At 73.3% G+C, this 22,122-nt stretch carries 20 protein-coding genes; 8 read left to right on the forward strand and 12 right to left on the reverse strand.

Annotated elements, in window-relative coordinates; all coding sequences use genetic code 11:
• Nucleotides 1-4: 4 nt before the first annotated feature.
• Nucleotides 5-1,840 carry a glycoside hydrolase family 15 protein gene (locus ACFU3E_RS34155; protein ID WP_384167296.1) on the reverse strand — a complete coding sequence of 612 codons (1,836 nt, stop codon included), beginning with the start codon at nucleotides 1,838-1,840 and terminating at the stop codon, nucleotides 5-7.
• Between the two features lie 212 nt (nucleotides 1,841-2,052).
• Nucleotides 2,053-2,832 (reverse strand): DeoR/GlpR family DNA-binding transcription regulator, encoded by a 780-nt coding sequence (locus tag ACFU3E_RS34160; RefSeq protein ID WP_384167299.1) that lies wholly within the window; start codon nucleotides 2,830-2,832, stop codon nucleotides 2,053-2,055.
• A 118-nt stretch (nucleotides 2,833-2,950) separates the two neighbouring features.
• On the opposite strand from ACFU3E_RS34160, the gene ACFU3E_RS34165 reads away from it, so the two are divergent.
• Nucleotides 2,951-3,832 (forward strand): SIS domain-containing protein, encoded by an 882-nt coding sequence (locus ACFU3E_RS34165; RefSeq protein ID WP_384167302.1) that lies wholly within the window; start codon nucleotides 2,951-2,953, stop codon nucleotides 3,830-3,832.
• A gap of 13 nt (nucleotides 3,833-3,845) precedes the next feature.
• Nucleotides 3,846-4,706, forward strand: a complete 861-nt coding sequence (locus tag ACFU3E_RS34170; RefSeq protein WP_384167305.1) for a ketose-bisphosphate aldolase — start codon at nucleotides 3,846-3,848, stop codon at nucleotides 4,704-4,706.
• Here ACFU3E_RS34170 and ACFU3E_RS34175 read toward each other — a convergent pair.
• Nucleotides 4,696-5,826, reverse strand: a complete 1,131-nt coding sequence (locus ACFU3E_RS34175) for a methyltransferase (protein WP_384167342.1) — start codon at nucleotides 5,824-5,826, stop codon at nucleotides 4,696-4,698. The genes ACFU3E_RS34170 and ACFU3E_RS34175 overlap by 11 nt on opposite strands.
• Nucleotides 5,827-5,894: 68 nt before the next feature.
• Between ACFU3E_RS34175 and ACFU3E_RS34180 the strand changes: the two genes are divergently transcribed.
• The 4 genes from ACFU3E_RS34180 to ACFU3E_RS34195 all read left to right on the forward strand — a co-directional run bounded on the left by ACFU3E_RS34180 (nucleotide 5,895) and on the right by ACFU3E_RS34195 (nucleotide 9,339).
• The gene (locus ACFU3E_RS34180) at nucleotides 5,895-6,536 is read left to right on the forward strand and encodes an alpha-ketoglutarate-dependent dioxygenase AlkB family protein (RefSeq protein WP_384167308.1); all 642 of its coding nucleotides are present in this window, start codon (nucleotides 5,895-5,897) and stop codon (nucleotides 6,534-6,536) included.
• A gap of 88 nt (nucleotides 6,537-6,624) precedes the next feature.
• Nucleotides 6,625-7,872: an ROK family protein gene (locus tag ACFU3E_RS34185; protein WP_384167310.1), complete on the forward strand. Its 1,248-nt coding sequence runs from the start codon at nucleotides 6,625-6,627 to the stop codon at nucleotides 7,870-7,872.
• Between the two features lie 142 nt (nucleotides 7,873-8,014).
• Entirely contained in the window at nucleotides 8,015-8,905 is an 891-nt protein-coding gene (locus ACFU3E_RS34190) for an NAD(P)-dependent oxidoreductase (RefSeq protein ID WP_384167313.1), read from the forward strand.
• 11 nt (nucleotides 8,906-8,916) lie between these two features.
• Nucleotides 8,917-9,339 carry a PPOX class F420-dependent oxidoreductase gene (locus tag ACFU3E_RS34195; protein WP_384167315.1) on the forward strand — a complete coding sequence of 141 codons (423 nt, stop codon included), beginning with the start codon at nucleotides 8,917-8,919 and terminating at the stop codon, nucleotides 9,337-9,339.
• Between the two features lie 18 nt (nucleotides 9,340-9,357).
• Here the strand turns inward: ACFU3E_RS34195 and ACFU3E_RS34200 are convergent, their stop codons facing one another.
• The 5 genes from ACFU3E_RS34200 to ACFU3E_RS34220 all read right to left on the reverse strand — a co-directional run bounded on the left by ACFU3E_RS34200 (nucleotide 9,358) and on the right by ACFU3E_RS34220 (nucleotide 12,853).
• Nucleotides 9,358-10,266, reverse strand: coding sequence for a phosphotriesterase (locus ACFU3E_RS34200; RefSeq protein ID WP_384167318.1), 909 nt, complete (start codon nucleotides 10,264-10,266; stop codon nucleotides 9,358-9,360).
• The gene (locus ACFU3E_RS34205; protein WP_384167321.1) at nucleotides 10,263-10,841 is read right to left on the reverse strand and encodes a DUF4865 family protein; all 579 of its coding nucleotides are present in this window, start codon (nucleotides 10,839-10,841) and stop codon (nucleotides 10,263-10,265) included. The genes ACFU3E_RS34200 and ACFU3E_RS34205 overlap by 4 nt, the downstream gene beginning before the upstream one ends.
• Nucleotides 10,842-10,850: 9 nt before the next feature.
• Nucleotides 10,851-11,414, reverse strand: coding sequence for a TetR/AcrR family transcriptional regulator (locus ACFU3E_RS34210; protein WP_384167324.1), 564 nt, complete (start codon nucleotides 11,412-11,414; stop codon nucleotides 10,851-10,853).
• 401 nt (nucleotides 11,415-11,815) lie between these two features.
• Nucleotides 11,816-12,346 (reverse strand): ATP-binding protein, encoded by a 531-nt coding sequence (locus tag ACFU3E_RS34215; protein ID WP_384167327.1) that lies wholly within the window; start codon nucleotides 12,344-12,346, stop codon nucleotides 11,816-11,818.
• A 183-nt stretch (nucleotides 12,347-12,529) separates the two neighbouring features.
• On the reverse strand, nucleotides 12,530-12,853 hold the full coding sequence (locus ACFU3E_RS34220) for a hypothetical protein (protein WP_384167330.1): 324 nt from the start codon (nucleotides 12,851-12,853) through the stop codon (nucleotides 12,530-12,532).
• Nucleotides 12,854-13,358: 505 nt separating this feature from the next.
• Here ACFU3E_RS34220 and ACFU3E_RS34225 point away from each other — a divergent pair.
• A complete protein-coding gene (locus ACFU3E_RS34225) occupies nucleotides 13,359-14,483 on the forward strand; it encodes a PLP-dependent cysteine synthase family protein (protein ID WP_384167333.1) in 1,125 nt (374 codons plus the stop codon).
• 215 nt (nucleotides 14,484-14,698) lie between these two features.
• Here the strand turns inward: ACFU3E_RS34225 and ACFU3E_RS34230 are convergent, their stop codons facing one another.
• Together ACFU3E_RS34230 and ACFU3E_RS34235 are read right to left on the reverse strand one after the other, a co-directional pair.
• Nucleotides 14,699-15,166 carry an SRPBCC family protein gene (locus tag ACFU3E_RS34230; RefSeq protein ID WP_384167335.1) on the reverse strand — a complete coding sequence of 156 codons (468 nt, stop codon included), beginning with the start codon at nucleotides 15,164-15,166 and terminating at the stop codon, nucleotides 14,699-14,701.
• Nucleotides 15,167-15,230: 64 nt separating this feature from the next.
• Nucleotides 15,231-16,061 carry a DeoR/GlpR family DNA-binding transcription regulator gene (locus ACFU3E_RS34235; RefSeq protein WP_384167337.1) on the reverse strand — a complete coding sequence of 277 codons (831 nt, stop codon included), beginning with the start codon at nucleotides 16,059-16,061 and terminating at the stop codon, nucleotides 15,231-15,233.
• A 286-nt stretch (nucleotides 16,062-16,347) separates the two neighbouring features.
• Between ACFU3E_RS34235 and ACFU3E_RS34240 the strand changes: the two genes are divergently transcribed.
• On the forward strand, nucleotides 16,348-18,702 hold the full coding sequence (locus tag ACFU3E_RS34240) for a hypothetical protein (protein WP_384167339.1): 2,355 nt from the start codon (nucleotides 16,348-16,350) through the stop codon (nucleotides 18,700-18,702).
• Between the two features lie 8 nt (nucleotides 18,703-18,710).
• On the opposite strand, the gene ACFU3E_RS34245 is transcribed toward ACFU3E_RS34240, so the two are convergent.
• Both ACFU3E_RS34245 and ACFU3E_RS34250 read right to left on the reverse strand, forming a co-directional pair.
• Entirely contained in the window at nucleotides 18,711-21,146 is a 2,436-nt protein-coding gene (locus ACFU3E_RS34245) for a right-handed parallel beta-helix repeat-containing protein (RefSeq protein WP_384167340.1), read from the reverse strand.
• 153 nt (nucleotides 21,147-21,299) lie between these two features.
• The gene (locus ACFU3E_RS34250) at nucleotides 21,300-21,905 is read right to left on the reverse strand and encodes a hypothetical protein (RefSeq protein ID WP_384167341.1); all 606 of its coding nucleotides are present in this window, start codon (nucleotides 21,903-21,905) and stop codon (nucleotides 21,300-21,302) included.
• Between the last annotated feature and the right edge of the window lie 217 nt (nucleotides 21,906-22,122).

Below are 22,122 nucleotides of genomic sequence, written 5' to 3' on the forward strand. Positions count from 1 at the left end.
GTGCTCAGCCGAGCGCACGGTCCAGGTTGAACGCCGCGCTGATCAGCGCGAGGTGCGTGAACGCCTGCGGGAAGTTGCCCTGCTGCTCCCCGGTGTGGCTGATCTCCTCGGCGTACAGGCCGAGGTGGTTGGCGTACGTCAGCATCTTCTCGAAGGCGAGGCGCGCCTCGTCGATCCGGCCGGCGTGCACCATCGCCTCGACGTACCAGAACGAGCAGATGGAGAACGTGCCCTCGTCGCCGCGCAGCCCGTCGGGGCTCGACCGGGGGTCGTAGCGGTAGACCAGCGAGTCGGACACCAGTTCCTCGGTGAGCACGTCCAGCGTCGACAGCCACTTCGGATCGGTGGGGGCGATGAACTTCGTCAGCGGCATCATCAGCACGGCGGCGTCCAGCACGTCACCGTCCTCGTGCTGGACGAAGGCCCGGCGTTCCTCGGACCAGCCCCGGCTCATGATCCGCCGGTAGATCGTGTCGCGGCACTCCCGCCAGCGCAGCAGGTCGGCGGGCAGGCCGCGCCGGTTGGCCATCCGGATGGCACGCTCGATCGCCACCCAGCACATCAGCCGCGAGTACAGGAAGTTCCTGCGCCCGCCCCGCGTCTCCCAGATCCCCTCGTCGGGCTGGTCCCAGTGCGCGCACACCCAGTCCACCAGTGCGCACACGTCGTCCCAGTGGCCGCTGGAGATGGGCTTGGCCCACTTGTCGTAGAGGTAGATGGAGTCGATCAGCGCGCCGTAGATGTCGAGCTGCAGCTGGTCGGCCGCCGCGTTGCCGACCCGTACCGGCGCGGAGCCGTGATGGCCCTCCAGGTGGTCCAGCTCCCGCTCCGGCAGCTCGGTGCGCCCGTCGATGCCGTACATGATCTGCAGCGGGCCGGAGGTCTTGCCGTCGCCCGGGCTGATGTGCCGGGTCACGAAATCCATGAAGCCCTCGGCCTCGCCGGTGAAGCCCAGCCGCAGCAGGGCGTAGACGCAGAACGCCGCGTCGCGCACCCACACGTACCGGTAGTCCCAGTTGCGCTCGCCGCCCAGCTCCTCGGGCAGGCTGGTCGTCGGCGCGGCCACGATCGCCCCGGTCGGCGCGTACGTGAGCAGCTTCAGCGTCAGGGCCGAGCGGTGCACCATCTCCCGCCAGCGGCCCTTGTACCGGGACGCCGACAGCCAGCGCCGCCAGTACGCCACCGTCGCCGCGAACTGCTCCTCCGCCTCCGTGTGCGCACACCGGCGGGGCGTCACGGCGCCGCCGACCTTGTCCAGCGCGAACACCGCCGACTCGCCCTCGGAGAGCTTGAAGTCGCCGTGCACGTCCGGCCCGTCGGCCTCCAGCGGCACGGTCGCGGTCAGCGCGAGCGCCAGCCCTTCCGCCTCGAAGACCGCGGTGTCGCCGGTCAGCCGGACGGTGTGCGGCAGGGCGCCGTAGCCGAACCGGGGCGCCACCCGCGTACAGAACGGGATCGAGCCGCGCACGCACACCACCCGCCGGATCAGCCGGTGCCGCTCGGCCTCGGCCGGCCCGCCGCCGACCGGCATGAAGTCCTGCACCTCACCGACCCCGTCCTCGGTGAAGAACCGGGTGATCAGCACGTTGGTGTCGGGGAAGTAGAACTGCTTGGTCCGCGCCGGCACCGATGCCGCCAGTTCGAAACCGCCGCCGCGCTCCGCGTCCAGGATCGAGGCGAACACGCTCGGCGCGTCGAAGGCCGGGCAGCAGTACCAGTCGATCGTGCCGTCGGTCCCCACCAGGGCCACACTGCGCAGGTCACCGATCAGCCCGTGCTCGGCGATCGGTACGTACCGTCGGCCGCCCGGCACGCCCCGGTCCTGTGCCGTCTCGCCCATGACAGCCTCCCTGCCCCGGTAGGCGCCCCAGCCCCAGCCTAGAGCCGCCGGCGGACCGCCGCCGAGGGGCCGGGCGACGTGCTGTCCGGCCGGGGCTCCCGGCGCGCCCCGCCGCCCGGCCGTGACGTCCTGCCGTGGGGCCGCGACGATAGCGCTGCCCGGCCGCGTCGCCGGAGCCAGGACGGCCTGCGGCCCCGAGGTGACATCCGCCGTCAGACCGTGACCACCCGCAGCCCGGCCTCCTCGAAGCGCCGCACCGTCTCCGCGTCGGCCGCCGTGTCCGTGACCAGCGTGTCCACGGCGTCGGCCGCGCAGATCCGGGCGAACGCCCGCTGCCCGAGCTTGCTGGAGTCGGCGGCCACCACCACCCGCTCCGCCCGCTCGCACAACAGCCGGTTGATCGCCGCCTCCTCCTCGTCGTGCGCCGCCGCACCGTGCGTCACGTCGAAGGCGACGACACCGAGCACCGCCACGTCGACGGTGATCTGCCCGAGCACCCCGTCCGCCAGCGGCCCGACCAGCTCGTACGACTGTGCCCGCGCCACCCCACCGGTCAGCACGATCTTGAACTGCGGCCGCACCGCCAGCTCGTTGGCGATGTTCAGAGCATTCGTCACGACGGTCAGCGCGGGCGACCCGGACGCCAGATCCCCGCGCACCGCCAGGGCCCGCGCCACCTCGGTCGTGGTGGTCCCACCGGTCAGTCCGACCGCCTCACCCGGCGCCACCAGATCCGCCACCGCCTTGGCGATGCGCTGCTTCTCGGAGGCGCGGCGGGCCGTCTTGTAGCGCAGCGGCAGCTCGTACGACACGCCGTGCACGACCGCGCCACCCCGGGTGCGCACCAGCATCTGCTGCTCGGCGAGCCCGTCGAAGTCACGGCGGATCGTCGCCGCCGACACCCCGAGCTCGGCCGCCGCGTCCTCGACCTCCAGCCGGCCGCGCTCCACGAGCAGTTCCAGCAGCGCCTTCCAGCGGGCGTCGCGCGACATCCGCACCTCCACGTCTCGATCTCCGGGCGACCCTAACGCACCCCGATCCGCCTGAATGCTTGATACTGCTCGAAAACTGGCGATAGATTGCATGAAAAATCAGAGCGGAGGGTGCGGTATGACGCATGTCGAGGACGAGCTGACCAGCCAGCCCGAGTGCTGGGCACGTGCCGCGTCGGAGGCGCCCCGCTTCGCCGAGGTGCTGCCGGTGCCGGGGGAGCGGGTGGCGATCGTCGGCTGCGGCACCTCGTACTTCATGGCGCAGGCCGCCGCGGCCCTGCGCGAGTGCGCGGGCCAGGGCGAGACCGACGCGTTCGCCGCATCCGAGTTCCCCCACGGCCGCCGCTACGACCGGGTCGTCGCCCTCACACGCTCCGGCACCACGACCGAAGTCCTGGATCTGCTGGTCCGGTTGAAGGGCGGCACCCGCACCACCGCGATCACCGCCGACCCGGGCACCCCCGTGCGGAAAGCCGCCGACGAACTCGCCGTCCTGGACTTCGCGGACGAACGCTCCGTCGTCCAGACCCGGTTCGCGACCACGGCCCTCACCCTGCTCCGCGCCCACCTCGGCCTCCACCCCGGCACCGCCGTCCCCGACGCGCGCACCGCCCTGGCGGAGCCGCTGCCCGAAGGGCTGGTGGAGTGCGGGCAGTTCACCTTCCTGGGGAGCGGCTGGACCGTCGGTCTGGCCAGTGAGGCCGGGCTGAAGATGCGCGAGGCCGCCCTGGCCTGGGCGGAGGCCTACCCGGCCATGGAGTACCGGCACGGCCCCATCAGCGTCAGCACCCGTGGCACGGCGACCTGGATGCTGGGCGACCCGCCGGAGGGACTCGCCGAACAGGTGGGCGGTACGGGGGCGTTGTGGATCGCCGGGGCCCTGGACCCACTCGCCGAACTCGTCCGCGTCCACCGGCTCGCGGTCGCCGTCGCCGCATCCCGCGGACTGAACCCCGACCGCCCGCGCCACCTCACGCGCTCGGTGATCCTCGCGCCCTGACCTTGGAGGCCCCGTGCCCCTCACCACCACCGGCGAACTCGTCACCCGCGCCGCCGCGGCCGGCTCCGCCGTCGCCTCCTTCAACGTCATCACCCTGGAGCACGTCGAGGCCGTCGTCGCGGGCGCCGAGTCCGTGTGCGCCCCCGTCGTCCTCCAGGTCAGCCAGAACGCGGTCAGGTTCCGCGGCGGACAGCTGCTCCCGCTCGCCCGCGCTGCCGTCGCCGCAGCCGAACGGGCCGCCGTCCCGGTCGCGCTGCACCTCGACCACGTGCAGAGCGACGCCCTGCTGCACCAGGCCGCGGACGCCGGCTTCAGCTCCGTGATGTACGACGCGGCCCGGCTGCCCTACGCGGACAACCTCACCGCCACCCGGGCGGCGGTCGACTGGGCACACGCCCAAGGGCTGTGGATCGAGGCCGAGTTGGGGCAGATCGGCGGCAAGAACGGCAGGCCGCCGCTCGACGCCCACGCCCCCGGCGCCCGCACCGACCCCGACGAGGCGCGAGCCTTCGTCACCGACTCGGGGGTGGACGCCCTGGCCGTCGCGATCGGCAGCTCCCACGCCATGACCACCCGCACGGCCGCCCTCGACCACGCCCTGCTCAAAAGCCTGTCGGCCGCGCTGGACGTCCCGCTCGTCCTGCACGGCTCCTCCGGCGTCCCGGACGGCGAACTCACGGCGGCCGTCGCGGGCGGCATCACCAAGGTCAACATCGGGACCGCCCTGAACATCGCGCTGACCGGTGCGATCCGGGAGTTCCTCGCCGACCGGCCCGAGGTGGTCGACCCGCGCAGCTACCTGACCCTCGCGCGGGAGGCCATGACACGGGCGGTGGCCAGGACCCTCCGGACCCTGGGCTCCGCTACCGCTTGACGGCCTTCAGCACCACGAACTTCGGATCGCTCGCGACGAGTTGGCTGTTGCCGAACAGCTTCCGCAGCCTGACGTGGTAGCCCAGGTGCCGATTGCCGACCACCCACAGCTCCCCGCCCGGCCGCAGCGCGCTCCGCGCCCCGGTGAACATCCGCCAGGCCGTGGCGTCCGTCGTCGCATGGTGGGAGTGGAACGGCGGGTTGCTGAGGACCAGATCGACACTGCCGGACGGCACGCCCGCCAGCCCGTCCCCGACCCTGAACTCGGCATGTCCCGGCACGCCGTTGGCCTTGTACGTCGCCTCCGCCGAGGCCACGGCCTGGAACGACTCGTCCACGAACAGCACCTCGGCGTCCGCGTCGGCCAGGCCCACCGACGTACCCACCACGCCGTTGCCGCACCCCAGATCCACCACCCGGCCCCCCCGCGCGTCCGGCAGATGCCGGAGGAAGAACCGCGTCCCGATGTCGAGCCGGTCGGCGCAGAAGACCCCCGCGTGGTTGACGACGGTGCCTCGCGCAGCGGGGCCGATACCGTCCGGGAGCGTGTAGACGTACGGCCACGGGCTGGCGGGTCGCTCCAGGGCGGGATCCGGCGTGCAGAAGATCAGCCGGGCCTTCTTCTCGGCGAGGGAGGTACGGGTCGGGCCGAGGATCCGCTCGAACAGCTTCAGCGTCGAGGTGTGGATCTCCTTCACCATGCCCGCGCCGACGACGACCGTCCCCGCGTGCACGGCCGGCGCCAGCCGCAGCAACTGGTCCTCCAGCAGCGCCAGGCTCTTCGGCACCCGCACCAGCAGCACGTCGATCCGCCCCGGCGGCGGATCCTGCGTGGTGAGCAGCCGCACCGCACCCGCCTCGGCACCGGCCCGCGCGAGGTTGGCCCGGGTGGCCTCCTGCGCGAGGAAGGAGTCGGTGATCTGCACCGGCCGGTGCGCCGCGAGCGCCGTGACCAGCGCGCCCCAGCGGTCCCCGACGACCACGACCGTGCCGTCCAGCGGCACCCGCTCCCCGTCCAGATGCCTCAGCAGGTACTCGTCCGAGGCGTCCCAGGCGCGCAGCCTGTCGCGCGGGTCCTCGGGGAAACGGGTCAGCGCCGGCTCGCCCCACGGCGTCGTCATACGGTCGTTCATCGTGCGACCAGGCTAGCCGAGCCGCAGCTCAGGGCGTGTCGGGCACCATGGAAGGCATGGACGCCGAGCTGTTCCCCAGGGCCCGTGCGCAGGTCGCGCCCGACGCCGTGCACCTGCCCGGCTGGCTCGACGCGGAAGCCCAGGGCGCGCTGCTCGACGCCTGCCGCGACTGGGCCCGGCCGCCCGCCGGCCTGCGCACGGTCCGCACACCCGGCGGCGGCACCATGACCGCCCGCCAGGTGTGCCTGGGCCGGCACTGGTACCCGTACGCCTACGCCCGCACGGTCGCCGACGGGGACGGCGCGCCGGTCAAGCCGTTCCCGGAGTGGCTCGGCGACTTGGGCCGCAGGGCGGTCCGCGACACCCTCGGGGGCGAGGCACCGGCCTACGACGTCGCACTGATCAACTTCTACGACGCCGACGCCCGCATGGGCATGCACCGCGACAGCGACGAGAAGTCCGACGCGCCGGTGGTCTCGCTCAGCCTCGGCGACAGCTGCGTCTTCCGCTTCGGCAACACCGAGTCGCGCACCCGGCCCTACACCGACATCGACCTGCGCAGCGGCGACCTGTTCGTCTTCGGCGGCCCGTCCCGCTTGGCCTACCACGGCGTCCCGAGGGTCCACGCGGGCACGGCACCGCCCGGGCTGGGGCTCACGGGCCGGCTCAACATCACGCTCCGGGTCAGCGGCCTGTAGAGCCTGACCGAGAGGATCCCGGCCCGCTCCGCGACGCCCGGCGGGCACACTCGGCCACATCCCGGCGGATCATGGGAGACTCGCCCTCATGAGCGGGAAGGCGGACCCCCGGCAGGCGGGGGACGGGAGTACCTCGAGGACGCGGCTGGACCGGGGGCGCGGAGCGCTCGGGCCCGCGCTGGAGCTCGTCCACACCGGACGCGCGCCCACCCGGGCCGTGCTCACCGCCGAGCTCGGGGTGACGCGGGCGACGGCCGGCGCGGTCGCCGCCGAGCTGGAAGCGCTCGGACTGATCCGGGTCGACGCCCGGCCCGGCGCGGCGGCCGGCTCCCAGGGCAGGCCTTCCCACAAACTGGCCGTCGCCGACGACGGGCCCGTCGCGCTCGCCGCGCAGGTGCATGCCGACGGCTTCCGGGCGGCTCTGGTCGGACTGGGCGGCCGGATCGTCGCCACCGCGCCCGGCTGCGAGGTCGTCGACGCCGACCCGGCCAAGGTGCTCGCCTCCGTCGTCTCGGCCGGCGCCGAGCTGCTGCGCGAGACCGGACTGCGGTGCGTGGGCGCGGGCCTCGCCGTACCCTCCGCCGTCGCCGAACCCGAGGGTCTGGCGCTGAACCCTCTCCACCTGGCCTGGCCCGCGGGCGCGCCCGTGCGGGACATCTTCGCCGAGCAGGTGCACGCGGCCGGTATCGACGGACCCGCGTTCGCCGCGAACGACGTCAACCTCGCCGCGCTGGCCGAGCACCGGCACGGAGCCGGCCGCGGCGCCCGCGACCTGCTGTGCGTGGCCACCGGCCACCGCGGCGTCGGCGGCGCGCTCGTCCTCGACGGCCGCCTCCACCGGGGCAGTTCGGGCCTCGCCCTGGAGGTCGGGCACCTCACCGTGCACCCGGAGGGCCGCCCCTGCCACTGCGGCGGCCGCGGCTGCCTCGACGTGGAGACCGACCCGCTGGCCTTCCTCACCGAGGCCGGACGCGAGCCCGGCCCCGAGGTGTCCCTGCTCCAGCAGTCCATCGACCTGATCCGCCACCACTACGACGACCCGGGCGTCCGCACCGCCGCCGAGGCACTCATCGACCGCCTCGGCCTCGGCCTCGCCGGCCTGGTCAACATCCTCAACCCGGACCGCATCATCCTCGGCGGCCTGCACCGCACCCTCCTCGACGCCGACCCCGCCCGCCTCCGCGCGGTCGTGGCCGACCGCAGCCTGTGGGGCCAGAGCGGCGGCGTCCCCATCCTGCCCTGCACCCTCGACCACAACAGCCTGGTCGGCGCGGCGGAACTGGCCTGGCAGCCGGTCCTGGACGATCCGCTGGGAGCGCTGACGTCGCAGGTGTGACCGAGGACCGGGTGTGATGCCGCGAGCCTGACCCCACTGGTATCAGGCTTGTCCGCGCCGCTTCCGGGAAGGTTCGCCGCTGAGCGGGCAGGCTGGGGTGCGGGCAGTCCGCCCGCACCGCCCCACCGAGGAAGTTGACGCAATGACCGACAAGCTCACCGTGAGCGTCCTGGGCACCGGCATCATGGGCGCCGCGATGGCCCGCAACCTCGCCCGGGCCGGTCACACGGTCCGCGCCTGGAACCGCACCCGTGCCAAGGCCGAACCGCTCGCCGCCGAGGGCGTGCGGATCGCCGGCACCCCCGCACAGGCCGTCCAGGACGCCGACGTCGTCCTGACCATGCTCTACGACGGTCCCGCCGCCCTGGAGACGATGCGCGAGGCCGTACCCGCCCTGCGCCCGGGCACCGTCTGGGTGCAGTCCACCACCGCGGGCATCCAGGGCGTCGCCGAGCTGGCCGCCTTCGCCCATGAGCACGGCCTGGTCTTCTACGACGCCCCCGTTCTCGGCACCCGCCAGCCCGCCGAAGCCGGAAAGCTGACCGTGCTCGCGGCCGGACCCGCCGAGGGGCGCGAGAAGGTGACACCGGTCTTCGACGCCGTCGGCGCCCGGACCGTGTGGAGCGGCGAGGACGGGGCGCTGGGCGGGGCCACCCGCCTCAAGCTCGTCGCCAACAGCTGGGTTCTCGCCGTCACGGCCGCCGCCGGCGAGGCCCTCGCCCTGTCCAGGGCCCTCGGCGTCGACCCGCACGGCTTCTTCGACCTCGTTGCCGGCGGCCCGCTCGACATGGGCTATCTGCGTGCCAAGTCCGAGCTGATCCTCGACGACCGGCTCACACCACCCCAGTTCGCGGTGACCACCGCCGCCAAGGACGCCCGGCTGATCGTCCAGGCAGGCGCCGAGAACGGTGTCCGGCTGGACGTCGCCGAAGCGGCCGCCGCCCGCATGGAGCGGGCCGCCGCACAGGGCCATGCCGACGAGGACATGGTCGCCGCCTACTTCGCCAGCTTCGACGAGAAGCCCGACTCCTAGGAGGTTCCCTCATGTCCAGGCCGCCGCTGCCGCCCGAGGCCGACGCCCTGCTCAGCAGGCCCAACCCGTGCGTCATGGCCACGCTGCGCTCCGACGGCGCACCGGTCTCCACCGCCACCTGGTACGCGTGGCAGGACAGCCGGGTGCTGATCAACCTCGACCGGGGCCGTGTCCGCCTGAAGCACCTGCGCCGTGACCCGCGCGTCACCCTCACCGTCCTCGCAGGTGACGACTGGTACACCCACGTCACCCTCATCGGCCGCGTCACCGAGATGTACGACGACGAGGACCTGACCGACATCGACCTCCTCGCCCGGCACTACATCGGCAAGCCCTACCCGGACCGTGTCCGCCCCCGGGTCAGCGCCTGGATCGAGGTCGACCGCTGGCACGGCTGGGGCTCGATGAAGGACAGCGACCAGGCCGGCGGCTGAAACCGGTGACCCGGCCGGTCAGCGCCACTCGGCCCCGAAGGCCCGGCCCGGATTCTCCGTGAGGACGCGCCCCACCAGCTCCTCGCCCACGGTGTGCGCGAGCCGGTGCCGGACCCGGCGCAGCAGGTACGGCATCCCGGGGCCGCCGCTCACCGACCGGGCGGCGGCCGTGGTGGTGTCCGCACCCAGCAGCAGCCGGTCACCGAACCCGGCGTCGGCGAGAGCCCGTACGGCGTCCGGCATTCGCCAGTCCGTGGCGTGGTGGGCGAGCGACGGCCCGTCGAAGGCCAGATAGCAGCCGGACTCGGCCGCCTGCCGGTGCACCACGAAGTCGGGGGAGCGGTTGAGGTGACCGAGCACCACCCGGTGCGGCGGCACTCCCGACTCCCCGCACAGCAGGTCCAGTACGTCCAGCGCGCCGGTGCCCGTCTCCAGGTGCACGGCGATCGTCGCGCCCGTGGCGTGATGGGCTTCGGCCGCCGCCGTCATGGTCCAGCGGGCGTGCGCGTCCAGGGTGTGGAAGCCGCTCGCGACCTTGACGAACCCCGCACGCACCCCCGACGCCCCGATGCCCTCGGTGAGTTCGGAGACGAAGAGCCCGGCGAGCCGGCTCCGCAGCCCGGCGAGCGTGTCCTCGTCGTAGTGCACGGCCTGATGCAGGCCGGTCGCGGCCACCACGTGCACCCCGGTCTCCCGGGACAGCGGCGGCAGATCGGCGGCCCGCCGCCCGAGCCCGTACGGCGTCCACTGCACGACGGCCCCACCGCCCTGCTCCCGGAACGCGACCAGCTCCGCCCGGGCCGCCGCCACGCTGCGCAGCTCCTGGCCGGGCAGCCGGGGACTGCCGAGGAACAGATGGTCGTGGGCGTCGCACACCCCCAGGTCTTGGGGGGACACGTCACCCAGCACCGTGCGGACCACGCTCACCACTGACGTCCCCGGGGCAGCAGGTCCCGGCCCGGCGCGGACAGGTGCAGTACGTCGAACACCTCGCCGCCGGTATCGGGCGGGTCCCGCTCCCAGAGGGAGAAGTGCACCAGCTCCCAGCGGCTCGTGTCGACGGCCGAGGCGGCGAGCAGGACCCCGTCCTGCGCCGCAAGCCGCCGGGCCTCGCCCACCGCTGCCTCCACGGCGTCGGTCAACAGCCCGCCGTCCGGCACCCGTTGACGCCGCCGGACGGCGAAACGCGCGTGCGATGCCTGCCCTTCCTCGTACGCCAGGCCCGTCCACTGCCGCGCCGACGGCCGCCCGAAGTCGTCACTGACGCCTTGGAATCCGCCGCCCCACAGGAAGGAGTTCATGCCGTCGACGGTGTTCCAGAGGTAGAAGGGCGCGTACTGGTTGACCGGCGAGCCGCGCAGGCCGCGCTCGCGTGTCAGGTAGGCCTTGAGGCCCAGCCCGTCCCAGTCGTCGAGCAGACGCCCTCGCCGGGCGACGCGGTCGCGGATGATGCCCATGTCGTAGCCGGCGGGCAGGGTGAGCTCGTACTGCATCGCGTGCATGAAGTCCCCTCAAGAGGTGCTGGGCGCCAGCAGGCAGAGCAGTCCCCGGACTCCCGCGTCGAACGCGGCGGGTGAGCCGGAGGCGCGGGCGAGGACGTAACCTCCCTGGACGGTCGCGACGACCGCCGCCGCAATCTCCCCACCGTCCAGGCCGGTCGCGAACTGGCCCTGCCTCTTGCCCTCTTCGACGATCCCCGCGATCCGCCCGCGCAGCCAGTCGAGCGTCTCGTCGACCGGTGCGCGCAGCTCGGCGCTCGCGATCACGTCCGGATCCATCGTCAGCCGGCCGACCGGGCAGCCCCGCAGCACGTCCCGCTCGCGCCGCAGATACGCCTCGATGCGCTCGTACGGTGTGCCCGGGCCGTCGAGTACGTCCGTGGCGGTGGCCCGCATCTCCTCGGCGGTCCGCCTGATCGCGGCCAGCGCGAGATCGGGCTTGCCCTTGAAGTGGTGGTACATGCTGCCCTGTCCGGCGTCCGCGCGCTCCAGGATCGCCTTGGGGCTGGTGCCCACGTAGCCGCGCTCCCACAGCAGTTCGCGGGTGGACTCGATCAGCCGTTCCGGGGTGCTCATGCCTCCAACTGTACATACCAGTAGTTACAGGAGTCGAGGCCGTGCGGAGCGGGCGAGACCCGCCGGATCGAGAAGTGGGACGACATGCAGACCCCGGCGGCAGCCCCCTGTCGCCAGGAGTCGCCCAGGTGCTGGCGACTGCCCGTGCTGAACGAGGAGTTCGGCCGCGAGGGGAGCGGGGCATGAAGATGACCACCATGCCCCGCACGACCGGCCACCACGCCCCGCACCACCTGCCGCCGCGGGCCCCGCGGCCGGCACTCTCACGGGGCTGCGCCCGGCCGGCCCGCAGCACGCCCGGACGTGCTGCGGGCCCTGGCCGCGGAGTGGCGTCCGCCCCCGGGAGCGCACCCGGCGGCGTACGCCCCGAGGGTCACCAGGGGACGGTGGTCACCGCCCGGTCAACCGGCAACGGCGGACCGGGCGGGAGCATGGTCGGGCCGGAGCCCGTCGGTGGAGGCCCCGACCTCGGCGAACCTGCGCGCGGGCTTCTCCTGGATCGTGCGCCGCGACCGGAGCGACGGCGTCGCAACCGGGGCGGTCGTCGGCAGGGTGAACCACACGACCTTGCCGGACTCACCGTCCGGCCGGACGCCCCAGCTCTCGCTCATGGCGGCCACCATCGCGAGCCCGCGCCCGCAGGTCGCCAGCGGCTCGGCGTCGTCGACGACGGGCATCCGCGGGTCGCCGTCGCGCACCGAGACCGTGAGCCGGTCGAGCAGCAGCTCTATCTCCACGGTGCACGTCTTGTCCGGCTGGGCATGCCGGTGGACGTTGGACAACAGCTCCGTCACGCCGAGCGAGGCCCGGTCGATCAGGGGATCCAGATGCCAGTAGCGCAATTGCGCAGATACGATTCTGCGGACCTGGCCGATCCGCGACGGCAGGGCTTGGAGCTCCACCGTGCAGTGTCTGCTTGGGTAGCTGATCACGGCTGCGACTCCCCGACGTGAGGTCCGGAAGAACACGGGATTCGGATCCAGCAGGGCGCCTGCGTGACACTGCCGCCTGCTGTCGTGTCCGGCGGGCTGGTTCGCAGCGTTATCGCCGGTAAACCCAGAGTGACGTGAGACCAGAGTGGCGCAGGGGATGAGGTACCGCAACTCGCGGACATCTCAGGCGCCACGCCCCGCTGCCCTGCGCACGGCTTCGATGAAGCGCCGCGCGGCCGGCGGACCCGGCTCTCCCGGGGCGGGGTCGTGGTCGCCCAGGGTGAGCAGGTACCGCTTGCCGTTGAGATCCGCCGTGGCCCGGTCATCGGGGCCGAACCACGGCTTGGAGGCGCGCACGGCCTGCACCGGCGCGCTGTCGATCTCACTGCCGTAGCTGGTCAGCAACTCGAGCCGGCCGTCGCTGATCCGGACCTGTCCGGCCCGGGTGAGCGAACGCAGCCGCTTCCCGATCCGCACGCCCGTGGCCCTGAACTCCGGCTCTCCCATGCCACCCGCCCCCTAGTGCGCGTCGGTGTACCGGTCCGCCGTGCGCGATGCCCGGTACGGGCTCGTGTCCTGATCCAGTGTGCCCCGTCCGGACGCACGGGCCCTCCGGGGTGGTGCCTCCCGCCCGGTGCGAACCCGGCACGGCCGTGTGGTGCGCTCTGCCGGTCCACGCCCCCCGGGTGTGATGCCCGTGCCCGGCAGTCTGCTCCGTGAGGCGGTCGTGCCCTGCGCTCATCCCGTCCGGGGCCTTGGTCCCGCCGTGCAGTCTGCCCCCGCCCGGCGTCGAGCACCAGTGCCCGCGACCCCCTCGCCGGGGGGCGCCCGCAGCACACTCGCCAACGCGCCCCCGGGACCACGCGCCCCCTTGCCCCGGGCCCTGCCCCTGGGGGCGCTTTGGGGGGCTCAAAGATGCGTTTATGCAGGTGAGGAGCGTGCGCCAGGTGCTTATGATCGGTGTGCCGGCTGTGCGCCCCCTCGCCGGCGCGCAGCGTTAGGAGCCCCCCCCGTGAGAACTCCCCAGCAGACCCGGACCGGCGTGACCCTCGACGTCGACCACAGCGACGCCGCCTACCGGGCGTGGCTCAAAGAAGCCGTCCGCAGAGTCCAGGCGGACGCCAACCGCTCGGCCGACACCCATCTGCTGCAGTTCCCCCTGCCGGAGCGGTGGGGCATCGACCTGTATCTGAAGGACGAGTCGACCCACCCCACCGGCAGCCTCAAGCACCGCCTCGCCCGCTCCCTCTTCCTCTACGGCCTCTGCAATGGCTGGATCCGGCCGGACCGGCCCGTCATCGAGGCCTCCAGCGGCTCGACGGCCGTCTCCGAGGCGTACTTCGCGAAGCTGATCGGCGTCCCCTTCGTCGCCGTCATGCCGCGCACGACGAGCACCGAGAAGATCCGCCTCATCGAGTTCCACTCCGGCCGGTGTCACTTCGTGGACGACCCCCGCACGATGTACGAGGAGTCCGCCCGCCTCGCGGCCGAGACCGGCGGCCACTACATGGACCAGTTCACCTACGCCGAACGGGCCACGGACTGGCGCGGGAACAACAACATCGCCGAGTCCATCTTCCGTCAGCTGCGCCTGGAACGGTTTCCCGAGCCGGCGTGGATCGTCGCCACGGCGGGCACCGGCGGCACCTCCGCGACCCTCGCGCGCTACGTCCACTACATGCAGTACGACACCCGCGTCTGCGTGGCCGACCCCGAGAACTCGTGCTTCTTCGAGGGCTGGACCACCGGCGATCCGGACGTCACCTGCGACTGCGGCTCCCGTATCGAGGGCATCGGCCGGCCCCGCATGGAACCGAGCTTCGTGCCCGGCGCGATCGACCGGATGATGAAGGTGCCCGACGCGGCCAGCGTCGCCGCCGTACGGGCGCTGGAACGCGCCATCGGCCGCAAGGCGGGAGGCTCGACCGGCACGGGGCTGTGGAGCGCGCTGAAGATCGTCGCCGAGATGGTGTCCGAGGGCCGGCAGGGCAGCGTCGTGACCCTGCTGTGCGACCCGGGGGACCGGTATCTCGACAAGTACTACTCGGACGCCTGGCTGGCCGGCCAGGGGCTGGACATCGAGCCGTACACGGCCGCGATCGATTCCCTCCTGGAGACGGGCGTCTGGCCCGGTTGAGGCCGGGCTCTCAGGGGTCCTTTCACTATGAGCGTCCGATCAGGTGGCATGGTCTGGTGCCGTGCATCACAAGGCGCCGGAGAGCCCTCGATGGGGGTGCCCCCTGCTCGAGCGAAGGCGAGAGCCCGGGGGGAAGAGCCACCAGGGCTCTTCGGCAACGCGGCGAGGCGCGGTGCCAGACCACGCAACCCGGGCGGGCATGGTGAAAGGACCCCTCAGACCCGCAGCCGCCGCTCCAGCGACGTCATGGCGTCCCGGAACGCGCGTGCCTGGCCTCCGCGCGCCACCTTCATGGCCAGCCGGTACGCCGCCGTCCCGTCGGTGGCGAAGGTCCACCGCACCCGGGTGCCGCTGCCGGCCCGCGCGAGTCGCCACTCCTCGGCTATCGCCCGCACACCCGGCAGGTTGGTCCCATCGACGCGATAGGCGTACACCCCGGGCGCCTCCGCCGCGATGATCGACTCGCGGAACCGGATGCCACCGGTGAGCGTGATGTCGCGCCCCGCGCCGGCGTCGGCCGGGCGGGCGGCCCTCACCCGCGGAAACCACTCGGCCCAGCCGGGCACGTCCTCGAGCGCGCCGTAGACCGCCTCCGCCGGAGCGGAGATCTCCCGTACGAAGACGTGCCGAACGGGTGCGGTCCCGACGAAGTCGAGCCCCACCGGGCGCAGTCGACGAGCCATGGGCGGAGCCCTCCTGGACGGGAGCGGGCGGTGACCGTGGACCGTCACCCTAGCTGGCGCCCCGTCAGATGTCTGCGTCGTCCTCGGGCTCCCCGGCCACCACCAGGCGCCGCAGATGCTCCGTGACCACCCCGCGCGCCTCGTCGGGCAGGCCCGCGTCCGTCACGAGCGTATCGATCCGCTCCAGCGAGGCGAACGAACTCAGGCCCACCTTGCCCCACTTGGTGTGATCCGCGACCACGACCACCCGGCGGGCCGACTGGACGAGCCGCCGGTTCGTCTCGGCCTCCGCGAGGTTCGGCGTCGACAGGCCGGCCTCGACCGATATGCCGTGCACACCGAGGAACAGCAAGTCGAAGTGGAGTGCCGCGATCGCCTGGTCGGCCACCGGCCCCACCAGCGAGTCGGAGGGCGTGCGCACCCCACCCGTCAGCACGACCGTGGCCGCGCCCTGCCGCGGCCCCGAGGTGCGCTGCGCCGCGTGGAAGACGTCGGCGACCCGTACCGAGTTGGTGACCACCGTGAGGTCCGGGACGTCCAGCAACTGGTGCGCCAGCGCGAAGGTCGTCGTACCGCCCGACAAGGCGATCGCCGCGCCCGGTGCGACCAGCTTGGCCGCGGCGCGAGCGATGTCCTCCTTGGCCGTCAGCTCCAGGCCGGACTTGGCCTCGAAGCCGGGTTCGTGCGTACTCGCCTCGACCACCGGGACCGCGCCGCCGTGCACCTTCTCCAGCACACCCTGGCGGGCGAGCGCGTCGAGGTCGCGGCGGATCGTCATGTCCGAAACGCCGAGCTTGCGGGTCAGCTCGTTGACCCGGACACCGCCCCGGCGGCGGACCTCGTCGAGGATCAGGGATCGCCGCTGCTCCGCGAGGAGGTTCTGATTCTCGCTCACGTACGCTCCGGTCCTTTCGCCTCAATGCCGTCCGACACACCCCGCACCGGCTCCGACCGGGACATCCTTCCCGGCTCCGCTGCGGGGATGTCCCATCCTTGCATGTCGCGGAGCGGAGAGTGCCACCGCGCCCGCTCGTCGCGCCCATGCCACTGAGAGCGCACGCGTCTCCGTTCATCACGGATCGGGGAGATTCCGTGACAGGAGGTGTGCGGCGCCGCGGAAGTGGAGATCCTGTGCCCGCACGGGCAGAGCCGACGGCGTGTCACGGGGGAAGTGCGAATCAGTGGAACGTGCGCAGGAACAGGCGTCGACCGGCGGGCCGGACGGTCCCGCCACGCGGCCCGGCGAGCCCGGGACCGCCCTGGAACTCCTGGTCCACGGCGTGGGCGGCACCACGCCGCAGGAGATGCTCAACGATCCGCGGACGGTGCGGATCACCGGCGACGACACGGCGGCCGTCTTCCGGCGCGCCGACGACGTCGACGCCGAGCACAGCCCCGACGACCGCCGCCGCGACGGACCGGTGCCCGAGGCATACGTCTGGTGCAACCTCACCTCCGGCAACGGCACCCGCGCCCTGTGGTTGTTGCTGCTGCCGTTCATGGTCGTCAACCTCGCCCACTGGATGCGCCCCACCGCCCACGGCCGCCGCCGCACCGTGCGCCTGTACGGCCTCCTGGTGCGGCTCACGGCCCTGACACTGACGGTGCTGCTCGTCGCGGCGGCCTGCGAGGTCGCCCTCGACCTGGCGGCCTGGCAGTGCGCGGGCACCACCGCCTGCGCCGACCGCCACTCCTGGCTGGGCTTCCTCTCACCCACCGTCTCGGACGGCGGCTGGTGGAGCGCACCCGGCCGCAGGCTCGCCCTCGCCGCTGCCGTCCCCACCGCCCTGACCGTCCTGCTGTGGTACCTGTCCCGGCGTACGTGGAGCGACTACGAGTCCCAGCAGCCCATCGAACGCGCCCCCGAGCCCGAAGGGGACGGCGGCCCCACCGCCCTCGGCCGGCCCGGGTTCTGGTACGGGCGCCGGCTGGTGGCCCGGCTGCGCGCCGCGCACACCGCCGCCGGCCTGATCACGGTCGCCGCCGCCGTCGGCAGCGCCGCCGCCCGCCACGACCGGCGCCCCGGCGGCCCCGCCGTGCTCGACATCCTGGGCCTGGTCCTGGAATCGGCCCTCGCGGCCTGCGCGCTCGCCGTGGTGTGGGTGGTGTGCCGCCGCGGCCGCAGTGAGAGGCGGCTGGACCGGGAGCTGGACGAGCGTTTCGTACGACGCCTGCCGCTCGCCGCGCTCGTCCTGCTCGTCCTCGCCCTGCTGTACGCCGGGTGGGAGCGCCCCGGGTGGGCATCGGAAGGCCGGCTGCCGGGTGACACGACCTTCGGAGGGATCGCCCTGGTGCAGGGCCTGCTCGTGATCGTCCTCGGTGCCGTCGCCCACGTCCTGCACCGCACCGACCCCGACCGGCGGGCAGTGCTGCGGGGCCTGGGCGGACCGGCCGTGGCGATGCTGGCCTGCGCACTGGGCGGGGTGATGTCCGGCGGCGTGTCCCAGCGCGTGTCCGACTGGCTGGACGGGACCGGGGCGTCGATCGCGGGCCCGCCGGTGCTGCTGACCTGGCAGGCGTCCGTGATCCCGCCGCTGCTCGTGGTGCTGCTGGTGCTGCTGGGCTGGCTGGCCCATCGGGCCTGGCAGCTCGCCCGCGCCGAGCGCGCCGCCGTGGCGCTCGACTACCCGCACGAGACCGAGGACCCAGCCCGCACCCGCCGCATCGCCTACACCCGGGCGATGGCCTCACTCACCGACCGGGGACCGCGCATCGTCGCCGTCACCTCCGGCGTCACCCTGCTGTTCGGCGCCGGAGCCCTCGTGGGCGCCCTGACCACCGACGAGACCCCGGGCGCAGCCGCGCAGGGCGCCCACCCCGTCGTCCACGGCGCCGCCGAGACCTCCCAGGCCCTCGGCTCCTGGCTGATCGGCCTCGGCTTCATACTCTTCGTCACCTGGGGCCGGCGCGCCTACAAGGACGCCGCGGCCCGCCGCACCATCGGCATCCTGTGGGACGTCGGAACCTTCTGGCCACGCGCGTCGCACCCCTTCGCCCCGCCCTGCTACGCCGAGCGCGCGGTGCCCGACCTGACCTGGCGGGTGGCCACCTGGACCCGCGCCACCGGCGGCCGGCTGGTCATCTCCGGGCACTCCCAGGGCAGCGTGCTCGCCGCCGCAGCGGCCTGGCAACTCGCCCCGTCCGCCCGCAAACGGGTGGCGCTGCTGACCTACGGCTCCCCGCTGGAGCGGCTCTACGGCCGCTGGTTCCCGGCGCACTTCGGACCCGCCGCGCTCAGCTCCCTGCACCGGGAGGTCGACTGCTGGCGCAACCTCCACCGGCGCACCGACCCCATCGGCGGCCCGGTGCGCCTGCCCGGCGACCGGGGACCGCAGGTCGACCACGCCCCGCTGATGGACCCCCTCGCCTACGGCCGAACCGCTCTCCTGCCGCTGCCCGCGCCGATCCTCGGCCACTCCGACTACCAGGCCGATCCGGCCTTCGCCGAGGAACGCCGCAAGCTGCTGGCCCGGCTGCGGCCGGACGTTGCGGAGGTGCCCTCGCCGCGTGACCAGCCCGAGCCGCCCGCCGCGTAGGCCGCTCCTCAGAGGAGCTCGGGGAGGTCCTCTGCGAAGAGCAGCGTCAGGTCGTCCGTGCTCGGCTCCGGGAGCTGGGCGACGCGGCTCGCGTGCCGCTCGACCATGGCCTCGAAGGTCTGCCGCGCGGTGCGGCCGTTGCCGAACGCCGGGCCCTTGGGCAGCACCGTGAAGTACTTTCCCAGGGCCTCCGCCGCGCCCGGGGCCAGCCGGTACTCGTGCTCCTCGGCCTGCTGCTCCACGATCCGCAGCAGGTCCTCGGGGCCGTAGTCGCTGAAGGTGATGGTTCGCGAGAAGCGGGACGCCACACCGGGGTTGACCGACAGGAAGCGCTCCATCTCCGCCGTGTAGCCCGCGACGATCACCACGACCGCGTCCCGGTGGTCCTCCATCAGCTTCACCAGCGTGTCGATGGCCTCCTTGCCGAAGTCCCGGCCCGAATCCTCCGGCGACAGGGCGTACGCCTCGTCGATGAACAGCACTCCGCCGCGCGCCTTGTCGAAGGCCTCCTGCGTGCGGATCGCCGTCGAGCCGATGTGCTCGCCGACCAGGTCGACCCGGGACACCTCGACCAAGTGGCCCTGCTCCAGCACACCGAGGGAGGCGAGGATCTCGCCGTAGAGCCGCGCGACCGTCGTCTTGCCGGTGCCGGGGGAGCCGGTGAAGACCAGGTGCCGCTTGACCGAGGCTGCCTTCAGGCCGGCCTGCTGCCGGCGCCGGCCGACCTCGATCATGTCGGTGAGGGCGCGCACCTCGCGCTTGACGCTGTCCAGGCCCACCAGCGCGTCGAGTTCACCCAGGACGTCCTTGGAAGTGCGGGCCGGCCGCGCGGGCCCTGCGACCGGCGCCGGGGGCTCCGGTTCGGTGCGCTGTCCCGGGACCGAGCCCAGCAGGCCGGGGGAGTGGCTCACCGTCTGCACGGCCGTCTCCCGCGCCGCGGGATCGCGCAGCCCCGCACTCTCGTCGCTCGTGCAGTCCTCGACGAGCGGGCCCGCTCCGGACCCCGCGTCCGCGCCGCTGTCCGCGAACTCGTAGCCGCCGCGCGCGCACCGCTCCGTGCGGCACTTGCGCAGCGTGGTCCGGCTTCCGTCGATCACATGGAAACCGTAGCCGCCGCTGCCCGTGACCCGGCAGTTCAGGAAGCTGCCCCGGCCGCCGGCCGAGACGTAGACACCGGCCTCCGCCGGGGAGTCGATCGTGCAGCGTTCCACCGTGGGGTCGGCGCCCTTGGTGACGATCACGCCGGTCTGCGTGCCGTCCACCGTGCAGTTGCTGAGCGTGCCGCCGCTGCCGTGGTCGCGGAACCAGGCGCCCGTCGCCGCGTCCCGGATCCGGCAGTCGTCGAGCTGCGCGGTCGCGCCGTCGCTCACCGACACGGCCGTGTTGCGCACCTGCGACAGGTCGCTGTCGACGACGTCCGCGCGCGAGCCGCGGTCGAGCACGAACAGCGCGTCCGGCACGTCGTGCACCCGGCAGGAGTCCAGTACGGCGGTGGCGCCGTCGCTCACCCACACCGCGGGGTAGTCGCCCGTGCTGTCGAAGATCTCGCACTGGTTGGCGTCCACCCGCGTGCCCGGATCCCACACCGACAGGCCGTTGCGCCCGAACTGCCGCACCGTGGTGCGGGTCAGCGTGAGAACGGAACGGGAGCGCAGGTCGACCGCGTTCTCCGGGATGTCGTGGATACGGCAGTCGGCGAGTGTCAGCACCGCGTCCGTGTCGAGCGTGACCCCGTCGGCCGTCGTGCGGTGCACATCGCAGTCGGTGAGGTGCGCGGTGGCCCGGCCGGTGATCTGCACACCGCTGCCCCGCACTTCGTAGACCTCGCAGCCCACCGCTTCCAGCGCCGAGTTCTCCCCGGTCGCCGACAGGCCCGAGCCCGAGGTGTGGTGGACCCGGCAGCGCTCCAGGCGGGGGTGGGCGCCGCCGCGCACCGCCACGCCCGCCTGACCGGCCGCGACGACCTCGCACTCCTCGAACACCCCGCCCGCGCCGTCGAGTACGGCGATGCCGATGCCCGCCGGGTTGTCGACCGCGCAGCGCCGCACCGTGGGCCGGGCGCTGCCGCGCACCTCGATCCCGGCGGCCGACCGCGTCACGACCCGCACGTCCCGCAGCTCCGGGGTGCCCTCCTCCACCAGCACGGCAGGGGCGGCGGCGTCCTGGCCCTCCACATGCAGGTCCTGCACCACCGCCGAGGCGCGCACGGTCAGCGGCACGCCGTCCACGGGCGCGATCCGCACCGATCCGGGGGAGCCTTCGGGACCGCGCAGGGTCACCGCGCGCTGCAGGACGAGGTTCTCCCGGTAGGTGCCGGGCGCGACGGTGAGGACGTCTCCGTCGGCCGCGGCCTCCAGGGCGGCGGCGAGCGATGCGTACTCACCCGTGCGGCGCCGCCACCGCGACGTGCCGGTGTGCGTCACCTGGACCGTGCCCTGTGCCATGGTGTAGCTGTGCCCCCACCTCGGTCGTACTGACGGCTCGTCCGCCCCGGGGCGCGCCCCGGGGGCTCGCTCGCGCGCGGGTTGTGCCGAACGGTTCGGCCGGACCACCGTAGCGTGCGCGCGGGTGGTGGGTTGACCAGAGCCGGAAGGCTGTCAGCTGCCGGTGCCCGTCCTGCCCCAGTCCGGGCCCGCCTTGTCCCATGCCTGGTCCCAACGGGCGTACCGGCGGCGGACCATGCGCCAGACGATCAGCCGTCTGCCGCCCTCTATGAGACCGCCCGTCGCCATGGCCGCGCCGAAGCCTGCCAGGACCGCGTGCGTCGAGGCCGTCGCGGGGTCGAGCGGGCGGGCCACCATCCGGCCCCTCCGATCGGTCCATATCCGGAACCGGTCGCCCTGCTGAGGATCCTTGAGGCCCGCCAGGACGGGCCCCTGGTGCGGGGTGCCGTCCGGCGCGGTCCAGTCGGCGAGGACGCGGTTGCGCAGATCCCTGCCCGACGAGGTCTCCGGGTCTGCGTCCAGCGGGGAGCGGTCGAGCTTGCGGAGCACGGTGGCCGTCACCGGATGCCGCGCCTCGTGCTGTGCCCGGACGGAACGCTGCAGCGCGTCCTCAGCCGCTTCCCCGACGAGCGAGCCGGCCACCGGGGCGGCCAGCAGGATCAGCAGCAGGGCGGCCAGCGCCACCCAGGCTTCGGCCAGGTCGGTCGCGCGGCACAGTGGATTGCGCCGCCAGCGCCAGAGTCCGCTGATCGCCCGCACCGCCCCGCACCCCCTTCCCGCTCCGTGATACTCCCCGGCGGAGCCGTCCGCGCACGGACCCGTCGAAGAGAGAGCGAAATCACCTCTCCCAGGGTCTCTCACGGATTTCTCACACAACCCAACGCCCGGGCCCGCGGCCCGGTTCCCGCTCCGCTCGGAGAGCTAGTAGTGCTTGGTCAGGTCGGTGTGCGGGTGGGTATGTCGCGGTTGCAGGTGG

The sequence above is a fragment of the Streptomyces sp. NPDC057424 genome (assembly GCF_042803315.1).
GTDB lineage: Bacteria > Actinomycetota > Actinomycetes > Streptomycetales > Streptomycetaceae > Streptomyces.

What these genes read in the sequence shown, in the direction of transcription:
- ACFU3E_RS34155 (WP_384167296.1), bottom strand. Translation starts at nt 1,840, where the DNA reads ATGGGCGAGACGGCACAGGACCGGGGCGTGCCGGGCGGCCGACGGTAC.
- ACFU3E_RS34160 (WP_384167299.1), bottom strand. Translation starts at nt 2,832, where the DNA reads ATGTCGCGCGACGCCCGCTGGAAGGCGCTGCTGGAACTGCTCGTGGAG.
- ACFU3E_RS34165 (WP_384167302.1), top strand. Translation starts at nt 2,951, where the DNA reads ATGACGCATGTCGAGGACGAGCTGACCAGCCAGCCCGAGTGCTGGGCA.
- ACFU3E_RS34175 (WP_384167342.1), bottom strand. Translation starts at nt 5,826, where the DNA reads ATGACGACGCCGTGGGGCGAGCCGGCGCTGACCCGTTTCCCCGAGGAC.
- ACFU3E_RS34180 (WP_384167308.1), top strand. Translation starts at nt 5,895, where the DNA reads ATGGACGCCGAGCTGTTCCCCAGGGCCCGTGCGCAGGTCGCGCCCGAC.
- ACFU3E_RS34185 (WP_384167310.1), top strand. Translation starts at nt 6,625, where the DNA reads ATGAGCGGGAAGGCGGACCCCCGGCAGGCGGGGGACGGGAGTACCTCG.
- ACFU3E_RS34190 (WP_384167313.1), top strand. Translation starts at nt 8,015, where the DNA reads ATGACCGACAAGCTCACCGTGAGCGTCCTGGGCACCGGCATCATGGGC.
- ACFU3E_RS34195 (WP_384167315.1), top strand. Translation starts at nt 8,917, where the DNA reads ATGTCCAGGCCGCCGCTGCCGCCCGAGGCCGACGCCCTGCTCAGCAGG.
- ACFU3E_RS34205 (WP_384167321.1), bottom strand. Translation starts at nt 10,841, where the DNA reads ATGCACGCGATGCAGTACGAGCTCACCCTGCCCGCCGGCTACGACATG.
- ACFU3E_RS34210 (WP_384167324.1), bottom strand. Translation starts at nt 11,414, where the DNA reads ATGAGCACCCCGGAACGGCTGATCGAGTCCACCCGCGAACTGCTGTGG.
- ACFU3E_RS34220 (WP_384167330.1), bottom strand. Translation starts at nt 12,853, where the DNA reads ATGGGAGAGCCGGAGTTCAGGGCCACGGGCGTGCGGATCGGGAAGCGG.
- ACFU3E_RS34230 (WP_384167335.1), bottom strand. Translation starts at nt 15,166, where the DNA reads ATGGCTCGTCGACTGCGCCCGGTGGGGCTCGACTTCGTCGGGACCGCA.
- ACFU3E_RS34245 (WP_384167340.1), bottom strand. Translation starts at nt 21,146, where the DNA reads ATGGCACAGGGCACGGTCCAGGTGACGCACACCGGCACGTCGCGGTGG.